The organism is bacterium (assembly GCA_030652805.1).
Classification (GTDB): domain Bacteria; phylum JAHJDO01; class JAHJDO01; order JAHJDO01; family JAHJDO01; genus JAHJDO01.
This window is the reverse complement of record JAUSPT010000083.1, coordinates 1-22502: the sequence shown is the minus strand read 5'-3', so window position 1 is coordinate 22502 and position 22502 is coordinate 1. Positions and strand designations below refer to the sequence as shown.

19 protein-coding genes are annotated in these 22502 nt (G+C 37.5%); 2 read left to right on the top strand and 17 right to left on the bottom strand.

The window, feature by feature from the left end; all coding sequences use genetic code 11:
* The first annotated feature begins 285 nt into the window (after nt 1-285).
* Complete coding sequence (locus Q7J67_08260; GenBank protein MDO9465273.1) at nt 286-1722, top strand: tetratricopeptide repeat protein; 1437 nt, start codon at nt 286-288, stop codon at nt 1720-1722.
* Here Q7J67_08260 and Q7J67_08255 read toward each other — a convergent pair whose 3' ends face one another.
* From Q7J67_08255 to Q7J67_08220, 8 genes are read right to left on the bottom strand one after another with little or no spacing between them, the layout of a single operon-like run.
* On the bottom strand, nt 1723-2676 hold the full coding sequence (locus Q7J67_08255) for a GDP-mannose 4,6-dehydratase (GenBank protein MDO9465272.1): 954 nt from the start codon (nt 2674-2676) through the stop codon (nt 1723-1725). It abuts the gene before it with no gap.
* A 6-nt stretch (nt 2677-2682) separates the two neighbouring features.
* On the bottom strand, nt 2683-3888 hold the full coding sequence (locus Q7J67_08250; GenBank protein MDO9465271.1) for a 2,3-bisphosphoglycerate-independent phosphoglycerate mutase: 1206 nt from the start codon (nt 3886-3888) through the stop codon (nt 2683-2685).
* On the bottom strand, nt 3881-4567 hold the full coding sequence (locus tag Q7J67_08245) for a TrkA C-terminal domain-containing protein (GenBank protein ID MDO9465270.1): 687 nt from the start codon (nt 4565-4567) through the stop codon (nt 3881-3883). Before Q7J67_08245 ends, Q7J67_08250 begins: the two co-directional genes overlap by 8 nt.
* On the bottom strand, nt 4567-4764 hold the full coding sequence (rpsU, locus tag Q7J67_08240; protein ID MDO9465269.1) for a 30S ribosomal protein S21: 198 nt from the start codon (nt 4762-4764) through the stop codon (nt 4567-4569). The genes Q7J67_08245 and rpsU overlap by 1 nt, the downstream gene beginning before the upstream one ends.
* A complete protein-coding gene (locus Q7J67_08235; protein MDO9465268.1) occupies nt 4716-5495 on the bottom strand; it encodes a UPF0280 family protein in 780 nt (259 codons plus the stop codon). The genes rpsU and Q7J67_08235 overlap by 49 nt, the downstream gene beginning before the upstream one ends.
* Before the next feature lie 39 nt (nt 5496-5534).
* Nucleotides 5535-6602: a prephenate dehydratase gene (gene pheA / locus Q7J67_08230; GenBank protein MDO9465267.1), complete on the bottom strand. Its 1068-nt coding sequence runs from the start codon at nt 6600-6602 to the stop codon at nt 5535-5537.
* Nucleotides 6603-7613: a tryptophan--tRNA ligase gene (gene trpS / locus Q7J67_08225; GenBank protein MDO9465266.1), complete on the bottom strand. Its 1011-nt coding sequence runs from the start codon at nt 7611-7613 to the stop codon at nt 6603-6605. It lies immediately after the preceding gene.
* A gap of 2 nt (nt 7614-7615) precedes the next feature.
* A complete protein-coding gene (locus tag Q7J67_08220; protein MDO9465265.1) occupies nt 7616-8242 on the bottom strand; it encodes a site-2 protease family protein in 627 nt (208 codons plus the stop codon).
* A gap of 104 nt (nt 8243-8346) precedes the next feature.
* On the opposite strand from Q7J67_08220, the gene Q7J67_08215 reads away from it, so the two are divergent.
* Nucleotides 8347-9837, top strand: a complete 1491-nt coding sequence (locus tag Q7J67_08215; protein ID MDO9465264.1) for a DUF4159 domain-containing protein — start codon at nt 8347-8349, stop codon at nt 9835-9837.
* Here Q7J67_08215 and lpxI read toward each other — a convergent pair.
* The 9 genes from lpxI to ppdK are packed head-to-tail and all read right to left on the bottom strand — an operon-like array spanning nt 9834 to nt 22279.
* Nucleotides 9834-10652, bottom strand: a complete 819-nt coding sequence (lpxI, locus tag Q7J67_08210) for a UDP-2,3-diacylglucosamine diphosphatase LpxI (protein ID MDO9465263.1) — start codon at nt 10650-10652, stop codon at nt 9834-9836. The genes Q7J67_08215 and lpxI overlap by 4 nt on opposite strands.
* Complete coding sequence (lpxA, locus tag Q7J67_08205) at nt 10649-11419, bottom strand: acyl-ACP--UDP-N-acetylglucosamine O-acyltransferase (GenBank protein MDO9465262.1); 771 nt, start codon at nt 11417-11419, stop codon at nt 10649-10651. The genes lpxI and lpxA overlap by 4 nt, the downstream gene beginning before the upstream one ends.
* A gap of 13 nt (nt 11420-11432) precedes the next feature.
* Nucleotides 11433-12719 carry a bifunctional UDP-3-O-[3-hydroxymyristoyl] N-acetylglucosamine deacetylase/3-hydroxyacyl-ACP dehydratase gene (locus Q7J67_08200; protein ID MDO9465261.1) on the bottom strand — a complete coding sequence of 429 codons (1287 nt, stop codon included), beginning with the start codon at nt 12717-12719 and terminating at the stop codon, nt 11433-11435.
* 11 nt (nt 12720-12730) lie between these two features.
* Complete coding sequence (locus Q7J67_08195; protein ID MDO9465260.1) at nt 12731-13258, bottom strand: OmpH family outer membrane protein; 528 nt, start codon at nt 13256-13258, stop codon at nt 12731-12733.
* Nucleotides 13259-13269: 11 nt separating this feature from the next.
* Nucleotides 13270-15576, bottom strand: a complete 2307-nt coding sequence (gene bamA, locus Q7J67_08190) for an outer membrane protein assembly factor BamA (protein MDO9465259.1) — start codon at nt 15574-15576, stop codon at nt 13270-13272.
* On the bottom strand, nt 15576-18047 hold the full coding sequence (locus Q7J67_08185) for an ATP-dependent Clp protease ATP-binding subunit (protein ID MDO9465258.1): 2472 nt from the start codon (nt 18045-18047) through the stop codon (nt 15576-15578). Before Q7J67_08185 ends, bamA begins: the two co-directional genes overlap by 1 nt.
* A gap of 2 nt (nt 18048-18049) precedes the next feature.
* On the bottom strand, nt 18050-19111 hold the full coding sequence (locus Q7J67_08180; GenBank protein ID MDO9465257.1) for a protein arginine kinase: 1062 nt from the start codon (nt 19109-19111) through the stop codon (nt 18050-18052).
* Entirely contained in the window at nt 19108-19605 is a 498-nt protein-coding gene (locus Q7J67_08175; GenBank protein ID MDO9465256.1) for a UvrB/UvrC motif-containing protein, read from the bottom strand. The genes Q7J67_08180 and Q7J67_08175 overlap by 4 nt, the downstream gene beginning before the upstream one ends.
* Before the next feature lies 1 nt (nt 19606).
* Nucleotides 19607-22279: a pyruvate, phosphate dikinase gene (gene ppdK / locus Q7J67_08170; protein ID MDO9465255.1), complete on the bottom strand. Its 2673-nt coding sequence runs from the start codon at nt 22277-22279 to the stop codon at nt 19607-19609.
* Nucleotides 22280-22502 lie beyond the last annotated feature (223 nt).

Here is a 22502-nt window from a genome sequence, read left to right as displayed (position 1 = left end):
ACCACTCCTTTCTGTTCTTTGACAGAAGAATGGCCACAGTATGATGTAAATTTCAAATCAATAAAAACCTTTTTTGCTTCTAACATATTGATACTACATTGGTTACATTAAAACAAAATTTAAACGTTGGGACAGTAGTGAATCAAAATTATTTTGATATGTATTTATTCATATTGTAAAAGCGCATTATTGCTGATATAAAATTAATGACATTGTGGGATAGATATGAACATTACTGCCTTTAAATCTTTTTTGCAAACCAAAACTTTTCATATTATTTGTCTAATGCTGCTCACATTCATGGTATATTCGAATACCTTTAAAAATGAGTTTGTTTGGGATGATACTCAACTAATAGTCAAAAATACTTTTATTAAAGATATTCATAACTTAAAACATGTTTTTTCTAAAGATTACTTTACCTATTCAGGACAAGAAGCATGGGTGCATTCAGGACGAGAAAGCTTTAGACCTGTTACTACAACTAGCTATTTCATTGATTATTATATTTGGGCTAACAATGCGTCCGGTTACCATTTGACAAATTTAATACTCTACATGCTGGCAGTAATACTCGCTTATAAAATAGCTTTCTTGCTTTTCTCATGCTGGAAATCTGCACTTATGACTGCACTGTTATTCTCATTGCATCCAATTAATACAGAGGTTGTAAATGCAATTTGTTTTAGAGGAGACATCTTAGCATTTATTTTTGTTTTATTGTCATTTTTGTTTTATATAAAAGCAAAAAACAAAGGATACATTCTCCTCTCTTGTTTATTTTTCATGCTTGCTCTTTCTTCAAAAGAGAGTGTTATTATTATGCCACTTGTCTTTATTGTTTACAGCAAATTATATGAAAAAAATAATTTAAAATATAAGGCTCTGTCTTATGTATTAATATCCTCTCTCTTTTTAGTGGCAAGGATTTTTATTCTGCATGCGCCGGGAACTAGTTTTATATCAAAGATTGACTACTCCTCAACAATGTCCTTTAACATAATGAGCCTTATGTTAAAGGAATATCTGCGGCTTTTAATTATTCCATTAAGTCTCTCCACAGAACATCCTTTATCTAGCAATTTTAGTATACTTGATATAGCAACATTCATCATAACTGGGATTATTCTAATTGCAACATTTCACAATAAAAATAACAAACCTTTAACTATGGGAGTGATCTGGATTTTTGCAGCACTTATACCTGTTGTCAATCCCCTTGTAAATGTTGTTGCAGAGAGATACTTATTTCTGGCATCTTTTGGATTCTGTCTGATTCTAGTTTCTGCAATAAAACCTTTTTTATTAAAAAGCAGAACGAAATATCTTGTTTTATTTATATGTTCTTTGCTGTGTATAATTTATGGCATGAGAACCTTTGAACGAAATTATGATTGGAAAGATGACAAAACATTATGGTCAAAAACTATTATAGATAATCCATACAATGCATTAGGATACTATAGTCTTGGTTGTGTATTCCTTTCAGAAGGGAAATATTCTAATGCAGAGAATTACTATAAAAAATGCATTGAAATTAATCCTGCTCATGAAAAAGCCTACTGCAATCTCGGTCTTATAGAATATTATAACAACAGGTTACACAATGCTGAAAAATACTTTAAAAAGTCATTAGAAATTAATCCCAATCTAAAAGAAGCTCTTTACAATATGTCGCTTGTCTTAAAAAAGCAAAAGAAGCATGAAGAATCTATAAAATAATCAAACCTTCTCTCGCCAGTAATTCAATAGGTCTTTTAATGTTCTCTCAAAAGGAATCTCTGGCTTCCATCCAGTTGCTTCTCTAAACTTAGTGCTGTCACCACCAAGATATGGAACATCTGAAGGCCTCATCTTTGCAGGATCCTTTTTTATCTCTATTTTTATCTTTGATAAACTAATTAGTATATCCATGACCTCGCTAATTTTATATGCCTTGCCTGTACAGATATTATAAACTTCACCGGGCTTGCACTTATCCAATCCCAACCAGTAGGCTTTTACTATATCCCTGACATCTGTAAAGTCACGTTGAGCATCAAGATTTCCAACAAGGATCACAGGTTCTTTTTTCCCTTTTTCTATTTCTGCTATTCGTTTTGCAAATTCCGAACAAACAAAAACATCTCCACGCCTTGGTCCGGTATGATTGAATGCCCTGGTCCTTACAACATTCAGTTTATAGCTCATGTAATACTGATATGCTAAAAGGTCCTGACCGACTTTACTCACACCATAAGGACTCAGCGGTCTCAAAGGATTTGTTTCTTTTATGGGAGTTTCATTCGAGTAAACCATCCCATATTCTTCCGATGAACCTGCAATCTGCATCCAAGGATTAATTTTGGCTCTTCTAATAGCTTCAAATATGTTTAATTCTCCAATAATATTTGATGTCAGGGTTTCTGTAGGGCTGTTCCACGAAGTGGGCACAAAGCTTTGCGCAGCCAGGTGAAATATTTTATCCGGCCTTATGTCTACAATCAAATCATTCACAGAAGATGCATCATTAAGATTACACTGAACTAAATGAAGTTTGTCCTTTATATGCTCAATGTTCTCTGTTTTACTGCGCCATCTTATAGTTCCATATACTTCAACGTTCCTCTTTGCTAATGTATAATCAGCGAGATGACTGCCTACAAAGCCGGTAATTCCTGTAATTAAAATCTTCATATAATTCTATGCTCCGTATTTTGTTAATCTTAACGAGTTAGCCATCATTAAAGGCATTATGTCAAGCGCTGGAAATCTGCCTAATGCTCCTTTTAAACAACTTGTTTCTCCAAAATGCCCCACGTCATCGGGTCTGCAATATTTTGAATGCAGCAAAAAAGGAACAGGGTGCCAGCTGTGTGATTTTAGAAAAGCGGGTGTAGAATGATCGCCTGTTATAACCAGAACATCAGGCTTAAGATCAGTAATAAGCGCTAAATTTCTGTCAACCTCTTCAATAACCTTAACCTTTTTATCAAAATTACCGTCCTCTCCGAAACTATCAGTTGCCTTTATATGAATGAAGAAGAAATCAAACCTGCTAAAATTAGTTCTTAAAGTCTCAAATTCCTCACGGATATTGCCTCCTGTCTGAAGTATCTCCATACCAACAAACTGAGCCAGCCCTTTATACATAGGATAACCTGCAATGGCAGCGGCATTTAACTTATATACATCCTTCATCTGCGGCAATTCGGGTTTCCTTGCAAAACCTCTTAATAATATTGTATTTGCCGGATGTTTATCAGCCAAAATATTTTGCGTTTTATGAATAAATTTGTTCACCAAAATAGCAGTAGTTTTGGTACTCTCATCTAACGCAACTACCTCTTTAGACTGCACACCTGTTTTCTGAGGATCAGAATCTGAAAGTTTATCTGATAAACCAGGTCCTCTGAATATTACTACTGCACGATGTTCTTTTACCGGCTTTACAAATACCTTAACATTGCTGATTTCTATTTTATCCAGCAGTTCACATAACTTGGAGCTTTCATCTGTTGTAATACGGCCAGCTCTGCGATCTGTTATCAATCCATTATTATCATATGTGGCAAAGTTAATTCTAGCTGCCAAGTCATTTTCCTGCATATTAAATCCTATCCCTGCACCTGCAAGAGCTCCTCTGCCTATTGAATATTTGATCGGATCATATCCAAAAAGCCCAAGATGCGCAGGCCCGCTTCCAGGGGTTATCCCAGTCATTATAGGATCAGTCATTCCCAAAGCAGCTGATTCAGCAAGTAAATCAAGATTAGGAGTATTTGCTGTTTCCAACTCTGTCTTCCCTCCTGCCTCTAAAGCCATCCCTCCAAGTCCATCAAGAACTAACATAACCATCTTTGTATTATTAGTAATTGACAAATCTTTTATCAAATCCAGTTTATCCAACTTTCGCCTCTCTTTTTGACTTTTGCTGGCTAATTAATCCTTTCATACTAGCCAATTTACCATAACAAATCAATGTATCATCTATCTGCATTTTTCTCTGGCCTTTTGGCGCAGGAATAGTTGCATGGTCTCTCTTTATTGCTAAGACTAATATATCCTTTTCTCTTAAGGGTGACTCTGCAAGTGTATGCCCAACATAAGGAAAATTTTCTTTCAGATTCAGTTCCACAACGCCATATCCTTGAGCTAAATTAAGGATTTCTTCTATTGCTCTTTTCTCAAACACAGAACTCTTAAGTAATCTCTCTTCTATCTTCCCCTTTAACTTACGCATTAATCCTTTATGAGAGGCAATCTTATATAAAAAGAATAACAATGCAGAAAGAATACCCAGTTTTACAAATAAATACACCGTAGTCTTGGAAACAATAATATTTGAAAGAACCAGTATAATGCCAATATTCCCAAGAATCATTAAGCCCATTACAATCGCCCGTCTCTGACGATGACTAACTATAAGCTCTGAATCTCTTGTTGTAAAACCAGTTCCTGTTAAGGCAGAAAGAGCCTGAAAGCGAGCCTTGTCATTCGCCAGTCCTGTCATTGAAAGAGCAACTGACGCAATCTCCCATATCAAGAAAATCAATGCTATGGTAATAATAAGAAAAAACAGCCCCATTACTGATCCTTGTTCTTGTTTTTATTGTAAGCGTCTTTCTTGGCCTTGAGCATTTTTCTTCGCTTCTTTTGAGACGGTTTTTCGAAATGTTCAAGCTGTCTTATCTGTCTTATTATACCCTCCTTGTCCATCTTTCTTTTTAGCCGCCTCAGTGCTTTATCAATTGGTTCATCTTTTCGCACCCTGACTTTTGGCACTTTATTCCTCCCCTCCTTTCAATACAAAAATCTCCCCATGCGCCTAGAGTATCATTTTTTATGATAATTACTCCGTTAAGATTGTGGATTTTTTTTGAAAAATTCAAGATGCTTTCCACATCTTCCTCTGTTTCTACCATATTTGCTATAGATGTAGCTGCTGCATCTGCGAAGACAGCTGACTTAGATAAAACAGTAACTGCATCTGCGGTTCCAAAACTTATAGAATGTCCTACTGAGCCACTTGATGTGCAGACACCTATCGGCATGTGTTGAGATTCTATTTTAATTTTTATATCTTCACTGAAAATGGACTCTCCAGCAAAAATACAAATATTTCTCGTTTTTTTGCTATTCATATATATATCGCCGCCATTTTCTATGATAAGTTCGTCACTGAATTCAATAAGATCCTTTCCAACATATTCTGCAATTGCGCCGGCAACTGACGCCATAGGTCCAACATTAACCTTGCTTGCCTGTATAGCCATTTCTTTTACTATCTCAGGAGCATCATCATTCGGAGAATATGAGGACAATGTTGTCTCAAATAAAGGATTCTGATTTATATAATCCTCTATGTATCTGCGATACTTTAATAGAGAATTTAAAGCTTCTTCCTCTAAATCCACACATGCTTTAATAAAGAGTTCTGTTTCCTTAGCAATTACTTTAGTTATTACTAAGTCATCCTCTTTTACTAATTGTTGGTATGTTCTTACTTCATACATGTGTGTTTCCCCTTATAGAAGTATTCGCTTTTAGCAGATTTACACAGTAGTGTCAACAGGATATGAACCCAGCACTTTCAAAGAAATACACTTTTTTTCTAATTCTTTTAGTGCAAGTTCTATCTCTTTATCCTTCCAGTACCCTTCGCAGTCAATAAAGAAGATATACTCCCATGCTTTCTGTTTAGACGGTCGTGATTCAATCTTTGTTAAATTAATATTACGTCTTTTGAAAATTTCGAGTATATTATAAAGTGATCCTGGTTCATCTTTTACAAAGAACATGATAGAGGTCTTCATATGCTTGCATTTTTCACTAAGATCCTTACTAATAACCAGAAAACGCGTTAAATTAGTTTCTAAATCTTCAATATGCTGCTCCAGTATGTTTAAATCGTACACTTCAGCAGCAAGTTCATTAGCTATTGCTCCATTCTGTTTTGACTGAGATGCCAGCTTTGCGGCCTCTGCAGTGCTGGATATTTCTATGAATTGAACAGAGGATAGATTATTCTTTACCCATGTTCTACACTGCGCTAGAGCCTGTGGATGAGAATACACACGTTTAATTTCCTTTTTGGAACCTTTTGCTAATAAATTATGAGTAATAGGCAAACTCACTTCTCCAGATATCTTAAGTTCAGAGCTGAAAAACATGTCTAATGTATAGGAAACCATTCCCTCTGTGGAGTTTTCAACAGGAACAAGACCAAAATGCGCCTTGTCTTTTTCAACTTCTCCAAAAACATCAAAAATAGTACTAACAGGGACAAAATCAACAGATGCTCCAAATCTCTTCCTTGCAGCAAGATAGGCATTAGAAGCTTTTGGCCCCAAATACGCTACTTTAATAGAGGACTGCAAACTGCGACATACAGATAGTATTTCACGATATACAGCAATAATCATTTTTTTTGATAAGGGGCCTTCATTTCTCAAAACAAGTTTTTCGAGAATCTTCTCTTCACGAAGCTTATCGTGTGTTTTTAATCGCTTTTTCTGCTTTTCCTTACCAATAGCTACTGCTGTTTTTGCTCTTTGATTCAACAGGTTTAAAATCCCCTCATCCACTTCATCTATTATTTTTCTCAATTTATTAATATCCATCTAAAATACTCCACTGTATAGTTTCATTGCTTTCCTAACCTCTGACATAGTAGCTTGCGCAACTTGCCTCGCTTTTTTAGTTCCCTCATACAAAATTTCTCCAACTAGTTTTCTTCTCTCTTGATAGTATAATCTTTTTTCTCGGATGGGAGACAACCTCTTAATTATATCTTGAGCTAATTGTTTTTTGCATTGGACACAACCTCTATCTCCCTTTTTACATTCTTTTCTAATTATCTCTAATTTTTCAGCACTAAACATTTCATGATAATGATATACTGTACAGATATCCGGATGCCCTTTATCCTTAAGACGAATTTTCTGTGTATCAGTTATTGCTGAGAGAATTTTCCTTTCAATTATTTCCGGAGAATCAGCTAGATATATAGCATTATTCAAGCTCTTGCTCATTTTATTCCCATCTAATCCTTTAACCCTGGGAAACCGCCCTATTCTAGGTTCCGGCTCCTTTAGTGTTTGCCCATAAATTTGGTTGAATTTTCTAACAATTTCTCTCGTCAACTCAATTTGAGGCAATTGGTCGTCGCCTACCGGTACCAAATCAGCCTGAAACGCAGTAATGTCTGCCGCCTGACTAATTGGATATCCTAAGAACCCAAATGTTACATTGTCTCCAAATAAATTCTTTTTCTGTTTAATCTCCTCTTTAACAGTAGGATTTCTCTCCAACCTAGCGATTGTAACCAGATTAGAATAAAAAACAGTTAGTTCTGCTATTTCAGGAATTAGAGATTGAACGAAAATGGTTGACTTATTTGGATCCATACCAACAGCAAGGTTATCAATTGCAACTTCAAAAATATTGCTTCGCACTTTTTGGGGATCTTTAAAATTGTCAGTTAACGCCTGTACGTCAGCAATTATTACAAATGTATCATATTCATCCTGAAGCGCTACACGATCTTGCAGGGCACCTAATAAGTGTCCAATATGCAGCCGTCCCGTTGGTCTATCCCCTGTTAAAATTCTCTTTCTAGTCTTGTTAGACATATCTATAATATCCTATAAATCAGACCATCAGTCATAAAAGAAACTAACGGTAAAATAATATATTTGAAGAAAAAACCAAACCCCCCCAAGAATAAAAAGAATATTATCAAAATAAATCCAAATCGCTCAAATTTCAAGTAAGCCATCATTTGCTTATATGGCAGGATTGACATTAATATCTTTGAACCATCTAATGGAGGTATTGGAATAAGATTAAAAACCCCTAAAAGAATGTTTATTAGCACACCATACACACACAGCAGTGTGAAAGCAGGCAGTATTCCCGCAATCCCTAATCTTATAAGAAGTGCAAATAAAATTGCTGCTACAAAATTTGAAGCGCATCCGGCAAGAGAAACGAGAATCATATCTCTTTTAGGATTCCTAAAATTATTAGGATTAATAGGAACTGGTTTTGCCCCTCCAAATATAGCTCTTCCTCCTGACATCATATATATTAAAATAGGCATTATTATAGTCATATTAAGATCAATATGAGGAATAGGATTAAGCGTAAGTCTTCCCATGTCTCGAGCAGTGGAATCTCCGCATTTATAAGCCATCCAGCCATGAGCAAACTCATGTATTACCACTGCAAGAAGCAGAACAAAAACCTGCAACAAAATCATACATTTCCTTATGCTGTCAATAACAGTGATTGTATCAAAAGCATAAGACAATAGGAAGTTTTATTTGCTAAGATTTTGTGTATAATACATAAAAGAGGTTTAATATGATAAAGAAATCTCAATTCATAATTTTTAATATTCTCTTAGTATTTTGTTTTTCTTATTCATTAGCGCAGGAAGAAAAAGTTCTTGATGTATGTGGACCTCCTCCTAAAGCAAAGGCTCATAGACGCGCAGGAGGAGAATCCTTTCCTCCCCTACCTTTACCTGTTGCTCCTTTACGTAGAACAGAAAAAAAACGCCCACCTTCTCCGCCTGTGCTTCTTGTAAAAATTGAGTATGGCGTAAATAAGCAATGGCTCAGCGACTGGAGCGATGATTATGGGCTGTTAGAACATATAAAAAAAACACTTAACATTCAGTATAAAACTTCACGGTTCTCTCTCTCCTCCTATGTTCAAAAAAACCCTGTAATCAGTCCAAAGGATTGTCCAATTCTCTATATTACCGGACATCTCTCATTTTCGTTTGATAAAAAAGAAGTTGTATCTCTTCGGAGGTATCTGGAAAGCGGAGGCACATTAATTTACGACTGCTGCTGCGGAAGGAATGAAATTAGGCAATCCTTTATTAAGTTGATTGGAGAAATGTTTCCTGATAGTCCTCTATATAAATTACCGCTTGATCACCCTGTTTACAGGACGCTTCATACTATAAAGAGCGTGCATATGAAGATTGATGAAAAATATTCTTATTCAGAACCCGTTTTCTATGGAATTGATATTGGCTCACGCACAGCATTATTTCTATCCATATATGATCTTAGCTGTGGATGGTCTGGCCACACTCATAATTATGGAAAAAGATCTTCTGTTCCAGACGCTCTAAAAATGGGGGACAATATCATTGCTTATATCTTAAGCTTCTATCCTGTTGGGGAATATCTAAGTGTTCAGCGCCTCTATAAATCTCCTAAAGAAAAAGAATCGTCCGAATTTTTTATTGCTCAAATCAAACACAGTGGATATTGGGATCCTTCTCTATCCCGTCTCTCCAATCTGCTTAGAGAACTTGCCAATAGTACATCGTGTGAAGTATCTCTGCATCCGAAAGAAGTAACGTTAACAAATTCCAATTTATTTACATATCCTTTTTTATATATGACTGGTCATGGAGAATTTGTTCTTTCAGATCAGGAATGTAGTAATCTCAGAAAATATTTAACCAGAGGAGGTTTTCTCCTTGTTGATAATAGAACAGGTATGAAAGCATTTGACACATCCTTCAGGCATTATATTAAAAATATATTCCCTGATAAAAAATTAACACAGATTTCCACAACTCATCCTATTTATAGCACCATACATGACATTAAATCAGTTAAATACACGGATCATGTTCGCCTGATTAATGCATCAGATTCGCCATCTCTTGAAGGAATCAGTATAGGAGGGAACCTTGTGTTAGTTTATAGTAAATACGATTTGGCGTGGGGATGGCAGAACGTTGTGTCCTATCCTATCAGGCTTGGGATAAAATATCCGGACAGTATAAAACTTGCTACAAATATTATTGCTTATGCTTTAACGCATTAGAACGCGACCATGCAGATTCCAGCGCGGTTGGCTATATTAACAGATTCTTCTATATCCAGAATGATAGTTTTCTGCGCTTCTATAGCTATTGCAGACGCATTGGCTTCTTTTAAAAGTTTGATTGTATCAGTACCAATCGTAGGAACATCAAGACGCATATCCTGGTCAGGCCAGCTGACTTTAACCATAACTATGCCCTTTTTGCAATACATGCCAGCTCGTTTAATTGTTTGGTCCGTGCCCTCTATTGCCTCTACTGCTAGGATAGCCTTATCCTTTACAATAACTGTTTGTCCTATATAGAGCGCTGCGATCGATTTGGCTATTTTCTGCCCAAAATTAATATCATCCATTTCTGCTTGTGTAGGCTTTCTTTCTGTAAGTATGCCTCTTTGAGGTAGGAGAGGCCTAATAAGTATAGTGGAATCCAGCAACTTTATATCTAATTCAGCCAGTTTATTTGCTATTGCCTTTAGTAGTGTATTGTCTAATCTATCAGTTGTAAATTTAATAAGATTAGATATCACACTATCTCTTGGAATATTTTTAAACAGTAGGCTCTTCTCTATCTTGCCTACCATAAAAACTTCCTTTAACTCTTCTTTGACTAGAATATCTAAACCTTTTTCCATCTCTCCAATACTGAGCCAATATATTTTATCTACATAGTTTTCCAACTCAGCATTAGTCCCCTCTTTTAATGCAACAGCAACTACTTTCATGCCCCTTCTCTTAGCTTCTTGCGCTAAAATAATGGGGAACTTTCCTTTTCCAGAGATCAAGCCAATCCTGGAACTAGTTATTACGTCTTTCATTTACATATACCTCTGTCAGATGTTCTAATAAAATTTATAAGATATTGTATCTCGTCTATTAAAGGAATCTCTTCCTCAATTTTACCGATAGCCTGACTGGTATTCATGCCGGATCTAAATAAAATTTTATAAGCCTTTTTAAGTTTTTCTATAACTGGAGCAGGGATGTTGTTTCTGGTTAATCCTATAGTATTCAGTCCATATATCCTTATAGGATGGCCATCTGCCCTTGCAAACGGAGGAATATCCTTAACTACCTTGGACAATCCCCCTACAATGGCCAGCCTACCAACCCTTGCTCCCTGATGAATCCCTACCATACCGGACAGCACACATCTATCCTCTAACACAGTATGTCCTGATAATGCTGTATAATTAACTATTATAACATTATTACCCACTTTACAATTATGTGCGATATGTGTATATGCCATAAGAAAATTGTTATTCCCTACCAGTGTTTCTGTCTCTGGCTCTGTTGCTCTATTAATTGTAACATATTCTCTTATAATGTTCCCGTTACCTATTTTAACGTACGTACGGGCATCCTCGTATTTTACATCCTGTGGAGCTGTTCCAATAACCGCCCCAGGAGATATCTTATTGTTTTCTCCTATGCTTGTCCAGCCGTCTATTACAACATTAGACCCAATTTCTGTGTTTTTTCCTATTTTGACATTATCTCCTATAACGCTCCATGGTCCGATTTTTACACCTTTAGAAATCTTAGCGTTTGGAGAAATGACTGCTGTATTATGGATTGTCATTTTCTAATATCACTTATTGTATAATTGACGTTAATTCCGCTTCGCATACTATTTCCCTATTAACAGAAGCCTTTGCCATTATCCTTCCAACTCTGCTTTTTGCCTTAATTACCTCAACTTCTATAACAAGTTGATCTCCTGGTCTGACAGGCCGTCTTAATTTGACATTATCCATTTTAGCAAAAAATGGCGTCTTTCCTCTATTCTCTTTTTTTCTCAATAACAGAATCCCGCCTACCTGCGCCATTGCCTCAACAATTAGTACGCCGGGCATTATTGGATAGTCTGGAAAGTGTCCCTGAAAAAAACTTTCGTTTGCAGTAACATTCTTAATCCCTACTATCTTTTCATCTCCTTCAATCTTTGTTATCCTGTCAATAAGTAAAAATGGATATCTATGCGGAAGTATCTTTTTTATCTCATCTATGTTTAAACTAGTTTTAGTCTCCGTATCATCGTCATCCACCAGCCCTCTCATTTTCTTAAGTCTTTTAACCAGCTCTATATTTAGAGAATGACCGCTTTTTATTGCAATAACATGTGCTTTTAGTGGTTGTCCCAGTAAATACAGATCGCCTATTAAATCAAGTATCTTATGCATAACAAACTCGTTTTCAAATCTCAATTTATCGTTAAGAAGAGCTTCGTCTCCTATAACAACGGCATTCTCTAAACTACCACCTTTTATGAGCCCTTCCTTTTGCAACATCTCCACCTCTTCCAGAAAACAGAATGTTCTTGCAGAGGCTATTTCTTCCTTAAAAGATTTCGGGGTAATTATAACTGAGGCGAATTGAGAATTAAGTACAGGATGGTTATAGTCAATAGTAAATGAAATTCGAAAATCTTTTGACGGCAAAGCAACCAAAGAAGAACCATTTTCTGAAACCCAAACAGGCTCTTTTACTTCAAAAAACTTCTTAGCCGCTTTTTGCTGCACAAGCTTTGCCCCTTCCAGCGCCTCCACAAATGGCAAAGCGCTTCCGTCAAGTACAGGAGGCTCATTGCTGCTGAGTTCAACCAACATATTATCAATCCCTAAACCTGCTGCTGCCGCCAGTACGTGCTCTACAGTATGCACTTTTATATCGCTTTTACCCAGAGAAGTCCCTCTGGCTGTATCAACAACTCCACTAATGTCTGCTTTAACTACTGGACTCTCTGGTAAATCCTTTCTTATGAATTTTATACCTGTGTTTTCATCTGCAGGTTTAAAACAAATGGTTGTTTTGTTTCCTGTATGCAAGCCAATACCTGCACAACTCACTTTATTGCTTATTGTTGTCTGTAATTGCATAATTTTCCCTTTTGTTATTTTCTGCTTTCCTTTATTTCTTTTTTCTTCAATAAATCTTCTATATGTTTAGTAATGTCCAATTTTTTATCTACATATAGTAGATCGCGATTCCCCATTACCAGAGTATATCCACTTTTTTCTGAATATTCTCTGATCACAGCCTCTATGTCCTTTATAATTCCCCTAATGGCTTTTTCTCTCTTAACCTCCAATTCTCTTTTGCTTTCTCTAATAACTCTATTCAATTGAAGAGCCTTTTGTTCGAGAACTCCTTTCTGTTTATCTTTTTCCTCTTGCTTTAACACGCCTGATCCCAGCTTCTTCTGAATATTATTAATCTCCTCTCGAATTTCTTTTATCTTTTCTTCTTTCTTATCCGCTTCCTCCTTCAATTCCGCCTCTGCTTTCTTGGTCTTATAATAACCCTCAAACAGCACAGAGAAATTTACATAACCTATCTTTAGCTCATCTGCTGCATAACAGGTTGAAGATAGGAAGAAGAAAGAAAATATAAAAACTAGCAAATATTTAACGTGTTTCATTTACACTTCTCCTAGAAACTATACGATATGGAAATGTCAAATCTACCTTTATGCCTGTCTATCCCATATCCATAAAATAATGTAACAGGTATAGGTATAAGTATTCTTATCCCTGTCCCTATGCTTGTTTTCACAGAACTTGAGAAACCGCCTGCGTTTTTCCATGCATTTCCAGCATCATAGAACACCAAACCTCTGATCTTCATAGGGCTTTTGGTCGGGGTATCTGTTGTATCTACCAAAAGATATGAGTACTCCAGATTACCAACTAACATCGAATTTCCACCAACATTAACATCTTCGTCTTTAGGCCCTATACTGCTGTAATCATATCCTCGAACTGTGCTTGGTCCTCCTATATAAAATCGTTCATAAACTGGAACCTGTTCTGTGCTTCCATAATCATCAACCAGTCCCGCTCTGAAACGAACATTAAACACAGATTTATTTGTTGCCGGGAAATACCAGCTTGTGCTGCCAGTTACTTTATAAAAATCCTTATCTCCAAGAAAAGGACCGCCAGCACACTCTACAGACACTACATTTAGATAACCTTTAGTCGGATCAAAAATGTTATCTCTATGATCATTTTTTATCCTAGCTGTTATACTGCTGATAGTTGCTGATCCTTCATCATCCGCTACTACATCAGGAGCATCATCTGTTAAGTCGCCTACATCTACATTCTCGCATTTATATGTAAGGGAGCCTCGCGTATATTCTGTAATGGAACGTCCAACTCTTATATCCCCGCCGGTTTTAGTTTCTGCCCATTCTTCTTGATAATAGGTTTTATTATATAGATCAAACCCTGCGGAAAGAGGCTTATCCATAAACCACGGCTCTGTAAAGCTCAGGACAAAATTCTGCCGCCTTGCGCTTATATCAGCCCGGATACTGGCATACTGGCCCCCGCCTGAAAAACTCGGAAAGTTCTTGATATCGAAATTATTCTGTCTAAGCTCTATAAATCCTATTGCATTCTCCACTGTGCTGTATCCACCGCCAAAGGAGAAACTGCCTGTCTTTTTTTCTTCTACATCACAAATCAAGTCCCTTAAATTTGTTTCTTCTGCTTTCTCATCAGAAAAATTTACCATTGAGAAATAACCTAGATTCATTAACCTTTCCCTGCTTCGCTTAACCTTTTTTGTATCAAACTTTTCTCCTGGCTTTATTCTTACTTCTCTGCGAATAACCTTGTCCTTTGTTTCCAGATTCCCTTTGATAATAATATGACGAACATAGTTAATATTCCCTTCATATATATTATACACTGCATCAACTGTTCTATCCTTATCGTTAATCTGTGTTTCTGGATTCACATAAGCATCTATATAGCCTCTCTCTCCGTAAAACATTCGTATATTATAAATATCCTTAGAAACTCCGTATTCACTAAAAGCATCGCCTTTTTTCATATCCAATATATTGATAATCTCCTGAGGAGGGAAACTCTTATTGCCAGCTATAATGATTTTGTTTGTGAAATACCTATAATTTTCACTAATAGGAATTCTTATATGCATCTTAGTTTTTGCCTCATTAAAGGTTATGTCTGCTTCTTTTATCTCAGCTTTTATATACCCGGCTTTATCGTAATAAAGTTTGAGTCGCTTTATGTCTTCTTTTAATTTATCAGGATCATAATATCCCTTTGGAAACCATTTTAATCTGGACTTTTTCGTTACTATTTGTCTCTTTAGCTTCCAGTTACTGAAATGGCTATTTCCATCAAAAACAATCTTTTTTATCCTTACTTTCTTCCCCTCTTTTATGTTGATATTGACAACAACTTTGCCGGGCTCCTTCTCCTCGACAGTATGACTAATAACAGCTGCATAATATCCATCGTTTTTGTACAGTTCATATATGGATTCCTCATTCCCCTTTAGACGCTTCTCATTATATGTATCTCCAATGACAATAGACATAATGCTTTTTATCTTTTTTAGCTTTAATTTTTTATTGCCCAATACCACAATTTTCTCAATAGCAGGTCTCTCCTGAACAGTAAAAGTAATGTTCAGCCCTCCAAGAAACTCAGAAGCATCTACAGTTATATCCTGAAAATGTCCAAGCTCATACAGCCTTTCAATATCCGCGCTCACTACTCCCTGCAAAAACGGCATTCCTTCCTTGGTTTCTATTCTGCTCAGAATAGTGGAAGTGCTTATTCTGCTATTCCCTTTCACACTTACTTTGGTCACTTTTTTTACATCCTTAGAAGCCTGCTCAGCACCTACCTCAGAGACGCAGAGTGTGAAAAAGAAAATAAAGAGAAAGAGTAAAATACTTGCGTAACGTTTTTTTGCCATTATCCTTTGTTCCTTGTGTTTTTAGCAGCTTCTCGTTTTTTTATATTAAAATCTAATTTGTCTCCCTTTTGAACAACCTCTATTATAGAGCCTTTGGAAATTTTATTTCTTAACATTTCTTCAGAGAGAGGGTCTTCAATATAACGCTGTATAGCTCTTTGGAGAGGCCTTGCTCCATAAACAGGATCATAGCCTTTTTCAATAAGAAAATCTTTCACCTGAGAAGCAATATGTAATTTTATTCTATCTGATTCGAGGCGTGAATATACATCGCTTAACATCAAATCCACTATCTTTTTTAATTCATCTTTAGTGAGTTCATGAAACACTATTACTTCGTCTAACCTATTAAGAAACTCCGGTCTGAACACCTGTTTAACTTCACTCATAAGCTTGGACTTAGTTTTCTCATACGTCAGTTTCTCATCTGAAGAGCGAAATCCTAAAGATCCGCGCTTTATATCGCGCGTGCCAATGTTTGATGTCATAATTAATACTGTATTTCTAAAATCCACAGTATGGTTCAAACTGTCTGTCAACCTGCCATCATCAAATACCTGCAAGAGTATATTAAAAACATCAGGATGCGCCTTTTCTATCTCATCAAGAAGAACCACAGAGTATGGCCTCCTTCTTACCTTTTCAGTAAGCTGTCCGCCTTCTTCATAGCCCACATATCCTGGAGGGGCCCCAATAAGTCTTGATACAGCAAATTTCTCCATGTACTCTGACATATCAAGACGTATAAGAGCATCTCTATCACCAAATAAAAACTCCGCCAGTGTCTTTGCAAGCTCAGTTTTTCCTACTCCTGTAGGTCCCAGAAAAATAAATGAGCCAACAGGTCTTTTTGGATCTTTTAGTCCTGATCGTGAACGTCTTATTGCTCTGCTGATTGATTCTATTGGTTCATCCTGTCCGATAATACGCTTATGCAGAGCCTCTTCCATCTTGAGAAGCTTTTTAGCCTCTGCTTCCTGAAGTCTCTGAACCGGTACTCCTGTCCACTTGGACACAATCTCTGCAATCACCTCAGTAGTTACTACAGCAGACGCCTTTTTATTTGACTGGTTCCAGTCTTTCTGCTGGTTAGAGAGCTCAGCCTTCAGCTTTTTCTCTTGATCCCTTAATTGCGCTGCTTTTTCAAAATCCTGCGTTTTGACAGCTGATTCCTTTTCTTTTCTAACTTCATCTAGCTGCTTTTCAAGTTTTTTTACATCCAAAGGCGCAGTGGTGACTGATAGCCGAACCTTTGCACCAGCTTCATCTATGACATCTATTGCCTTATCTGGCAAAAATCTATCAGTTATATAACGATCAGACAGTTTTGCTGCAGCCTCAAGTGCTTCATCTAGTATCCTTACTCTATGATACGCTTCATATTTATCTCTTAGTCCCTTTAATATCTCTATCGTTTCCTTTACAGACGGAGCTTCAACCATAATCGTTTGAAAACGCCTTTCTAGAGCAGCATCCTTTTCAATGTATTTTCTGTATTCATCTACAGTTGTTGCTCCAATACACTGAATATCGCCTCTGGCTAACGCAGGCTTCAGTATACTGGAAGCATCTATTGCGCCTTCTGCAGCACCTGCACCTACTAAATTATGTATTTCATCAATAAACAATATCACATCATCTGATTTTTTTATCTCTGACATAACAGCTTTAATTCTTTCTTCAAATTGCCCGCGATACTTTGTCCCGGCAACCATGGAAGCTAAATCAAGGGTTATAAGCCTTCTCCCTTTAATGGAATCAGGAACATTCCCAGCAACTATTTGCTGGCCCAATCCTTCTACAATGGCTGTTTTACCAACTCCCGCATCTCCTAAAAGAACAGGATTATTCTTTTTCCTCCTGCTTAATACATGAATTACTCTCTCTATTTCATCCTTTCTCCCTATAACAGGATCAAGCTTTCCGTCAATTGCAAGTTTTGTGAGATTAGTGCCAAATGCATCAAGCGCTGGTGTCTTAGTCTTTGCTTCAGCCCCCCCTGATCCTGCATGAGCGGCTGTTGTGCCTAAAGGCTCGCCGCCGAGAAGGCCCATTATTTCAGCTCTCACCTTTTCTAAATTAAGTCCCATTTGTTCAAGAACCTGAGCCGCAATTCCCTCTTTTTCACGAATTAATCCCAGAAATATATGTTCTGTCCCAACATAATTATGTTCAAGTGCGGATGCTTCTTCCATCGCAAACTCTAGAACTCTTTTAGCTTGTGGACTTAAAGGCATCTCTCCAAGTATTAATATAGGAGAACCTGTTTGTGCTTTTTTCTCTATTTCTACTCTTATCTTTTTTGAATCTATACCCAATTTTTCAATTACTGCTAGAGCTACTCCACTACCCACTCTAAGAAGACCAAGTAAAATATGCTCTGTTCCAACCTGTGGATGATTCATGCGAGTAGCTTCTTCCTTTGCCATCATAACCACACGTTTTGCTCTTTCAGTAAATCTATTAAACATCTTTATTTTTCCCTTCTTTCTAAATTTTCCCTGATAAGGTTTGCTCTTGCTATATCACGCTCATAAGGCTCTAGTTTTCTTCCTTCTAATTTCTGAAGATACGCTGGTTGTGTAATAATAAACATTCTATTGACTAATATTCTATCTATTTTGCCTATCATCTTCAATCCAATTCCTAACCTCAGGAGAGACAACATGTCTAAAGTCTCCTGAAAATCAATGATTCTAACATTTGAAAGTGTTCCATACGCACGCCAAATCTTATCTTCTATCACTTTTTTATCTTCTTTTATCATTAGTGTCCTGGCATTCTCCTCATAACCAACAACTTGTTTTACGACAGATTCAATATTATTTATTATGTCCTCCTCGCTATATCCCAGAGTAACCTGATTAGATATTTGAAAGAAATTTCCATATGCTTCAGTCCCTTCTCCATAAAGCCCTCTAATTGCAATACCCAGCTTAGCAACCGCTTGCAGGACCTTTCCTATTTGCTTGGTAATTACTAATGCAGGCAGATGAATCAAAACCGAGGCTCGCATGCCCGTCCCAACATTAGTAGGACACGATGTTAGATATCCCCATGTCTTAGAAAAGGCAAATTCCACTTGTGATTCAAGCTCTAATGTTGCCTGATTAATCAATCTCCAGCTATCTAACAGTTGCAAACCGGGCTGTATGCATTGAAGCCTCAAATGATCTTCCTCATTAACCATTATACTAATTATCTCTCTATCACTTACTACTAATATCTGCTCTGATTTTGGCTTTCCGAACTCCTGACTTATGAGGTGCTTTTCCACCAGAAACTGGATATCTATATCTGTTAAATCCGACATATCTATAATTAAGGTGTTCTTTAAATACTTACTATTCTTTATAGCTTTCTCTGTCTTTGATATTACTTCTCTGAGCTGCTCCTTATTAGCGCGGTGAGGAAAAGGTATCAGATCATAATTCCTTGCAAGTCTTACTCGGCTGCTTACAACTATGTCTGATAGAGGACCTTCTTTTTGCAGCCAACTGGCAATCTGTCCAACCAACTTGGTAATAGGCATCATTCCTTAATTCCTTTTTCCAGCTTTCTTATCTGATCTCTAATCTCTGCTGCCCTCTCAAACGCTTCTTGCTGGATAGCCCCCTCCATTTTTATCTTCAACTTTTCGATCTTTGATAAAGCCTGAACTTCTTTAGCATGCTTAGGCGGCACGACACTGCCAACATGTTTTGTGCTTCCATGAATCCTCTTTATTAGCGGTTCCAGTTCAGTTTGAAACGCTTTATAACATCTGCTGCAGCCAAAACGCCCTGTCTTTCTAAAATCCGAAAATATAAGACCGCAATTATCACACTTTAGATTTTCCTCTCCGTCTTTTGTCCCTACAAAACCTGCAAACCCTTTAACCAAATCTGCCATGGAAAAATTTCCGGATTGATCTATTATCTCTTTCTGCCTGGCACAATCCTCACACAGATGCAGTTCCGCTACTTTATTACTAATAATCTCTGTATAATGAACTGTTGCTTCCTGTTCATTACAAATCTGACAGAGCATACTAACTTTTCTCCTCTTCTAATACTGCATGTGCTGCGGCAAGACGCGCTATAGGTACTCTGTATGGAGAGCAGCTAACATAATTCATACCTACACGATGGCAGAATTTCACAGATTCTGGTTCTCCGCCATGTTCACCACATATGCCGATCTTTAAATCAGCTCTCGAGTTTCTTCCTCTTTCAATACCCATTCTAACAAGCTGTCCAACTCCTTCCTGATCCAGTACCTGAAACGGATCATCTTTGAGAATTCCCTTTTCCACATATTCGCTAAGAAATGCACCGGCGTCATCGCGGCTATAGCCGAATGCCATCTGTGTCAGGTCATTCGTCCCAAAGGAGAAAAATTCCGCTTTCTGCGCAATCTTATCAGCAACAATACATGCTCTTGGAATCTCTATCATTGTCCCTACTAAATACTTTACGTTTACGCCGTATTTCGCCATAACCTCTTTTGCAACTGCGTCCACAATTTCCTTCTGATTGTTAAATTCACCTGTTGTTCCTATGAGAGGAATCATCACTTCAGGAATAACTTTATATTTATCTTTAGTAAGAATACATGCAGCTTCAAAAATGGCTCTTGCCTGCATCCGGGTTATCTCCGGATATGTTACACCAAGACGGCAACCTCTATGCCCAAGCATTGGATTGAATTCGTGAAGTGAAGCAATCTTGCTCCTTACCTTTTCCACAGACACACCCATCTCTTCAGCCATCTCTTTTTGATTTGCTTCTTCATGAGGCAGAAACTCATGGAGAGGCGGGTCGAGTAATCTTATTGTAACCGGCAGACCATTCATTGCCTTAAATATACCTATAAAATCATCCCTCTGCATTGAAAGAAGCTTTGCAAGCGCCTTTTCCCTACCGCTTACATCATCTGCGAGTATCATCTCCCGGACAGCCTTAATCCTGTCTCCTTCAAAGAACATGTGCTCGGTCCTGCATAAACCAATGCCTTCTGCACCGAATCTTCGTGCTACTTCAGCATCTTGAGGAGTATCAGCATTAGTTCTTACCCCAAGTTTTCTAATCTCGTCAACCCATTTCATTAATGTCTCAAAGTCTTCTGAAAGCTCGGGTTGAATTGTTGGAACCTGACCAAGCATAACCTCTCCTGTTGAACCATCAAGAGAAATCCAATCTCCTTTTTTAACAGTAGCGTTACCTACAGAAAACTCCTGCCTTTGATAATTTATCCTAATTGCACCACAACCTGCCACACAACACTTTCCCATACCCCGAGCAACTACTGCCGCATGAGAGGTCATGCCTCCCCTGGCAGTAAGTATACCCTGTGCTGCGTTCATTCCTCCAATATCTTCGGGAGATGTCTCAATACGAACAAGTACTGTTTTTTCTCCCTCTAGAGCTTCTGCATCATCGGCATGAAAAACAACCTTTCCAGTAGCAGCTCCTGGAGAAGCTGGTAGTCCCTTTGCAATGATCTTTTTCTCTGCTTTAGGATCAAACATTGGATGAAGAAGCTGATCCAATTGTGCAGGCTCAACCCTACTAATTGCTGCTTTTTTATCAATCAACCCCTCCGCAACCATTTCAACAGCAATCCTTATTGCTGCCATTGCTGTTCTTTTTCCTGTTCTTGTCTGAAGCATCCATAACTTACCCTTCTGGATGGTAAATTCAATATCCTGCATATCCTTATAGTGAGATTCCAGCTTATTGTAAATACCCTCCAACGTCTTGTATGCGTCAGGCATCACTTCTTGAAGTGTTTTTTGGGCTGAAGACGTTTTCGTAGATTCGTTTACAGGCTGTGGAGTTCTGGTACCAGCAACAACGTCTTCACCTTGCGCATTTATTAGATACTCTCCATAAAACTTGTTTTCCCCTGTTGCGGGATCTCTTGTAAAGGCAACACCTGTTCCAGAATCATCACCCATATTACCGAAAACCATTACCTGTACATTAACCGCTGTGCCCCAGTCCCCGGGAATATTATTTATTTTCCTGTATTTTATTGCCCTTTCAGTATTCCATGAGCCAAAAACGGCATCTATGGCTCCCCATAGCTGCTTCCATGGATCATCGGGGAAATCCATGCCTTTCTTCTCTTTAACCATTGTTTTGAACCTTGCTACCAGATCCTTTAGGTCGTCTTCGTCAAGCTCAGTATCAAAATGAACATTCTTCTCTTTCTTCTTCTCTTCAATTATTACCTCAAATGGATCTTCATCCTCTTTCTTCTCGGGCTTCATTCCAAGAACAACGTCTCCATACATCTGGACGAAGCGTCTGTATGCATCCCATGCAAAACGACCATTTCCTGACCTGACGACAAGACCCTCTATAGTTGCGTCATTAAGGCCAAGGTTGAGTATTGTATCCATCATTCCCGGCATTGAAACACGCGCACCTGAACGCACTGATACAAGCAGAGGATTTTTAGAATTACCAAATTTAGCGCCCATTATTCCCTCAACCTTACTCATTGCATCCTTCATCTGCGACTCGAGTTCCGAAGGATAATTGCGATTATTCTTATAATAAGTATCGCACATCTCCGTAGAAATAGTAAATCCGGGAGGAACAGGTATGCCAAGATTACTCATCTCAGCCAGATTTGCTCCTTTTCCACCCAAAAGATTCTTCATCCCAGTATTTCCCTCAGCTTTCCTATCTCCGAAAAAATACACGCATTTTCCCATATATTACTCCCCTATTAATTTGAAAAATTTCCCGCTAAAATTAGCATAAACACGGGTGACTTTCAACAGCTAAATTATTATCTGTCAGTTAAAATTTAAAAGTGCACAGTTTTTAAGCGATTTAAGTTTTAAAAGTGCACACCTAAAAAGCCCCCAAGAATGGGGGTTTGGGGGTTGAAAAGAAGAGATATATAAAATACAGCAGTATTGTGGTAACTGTGGT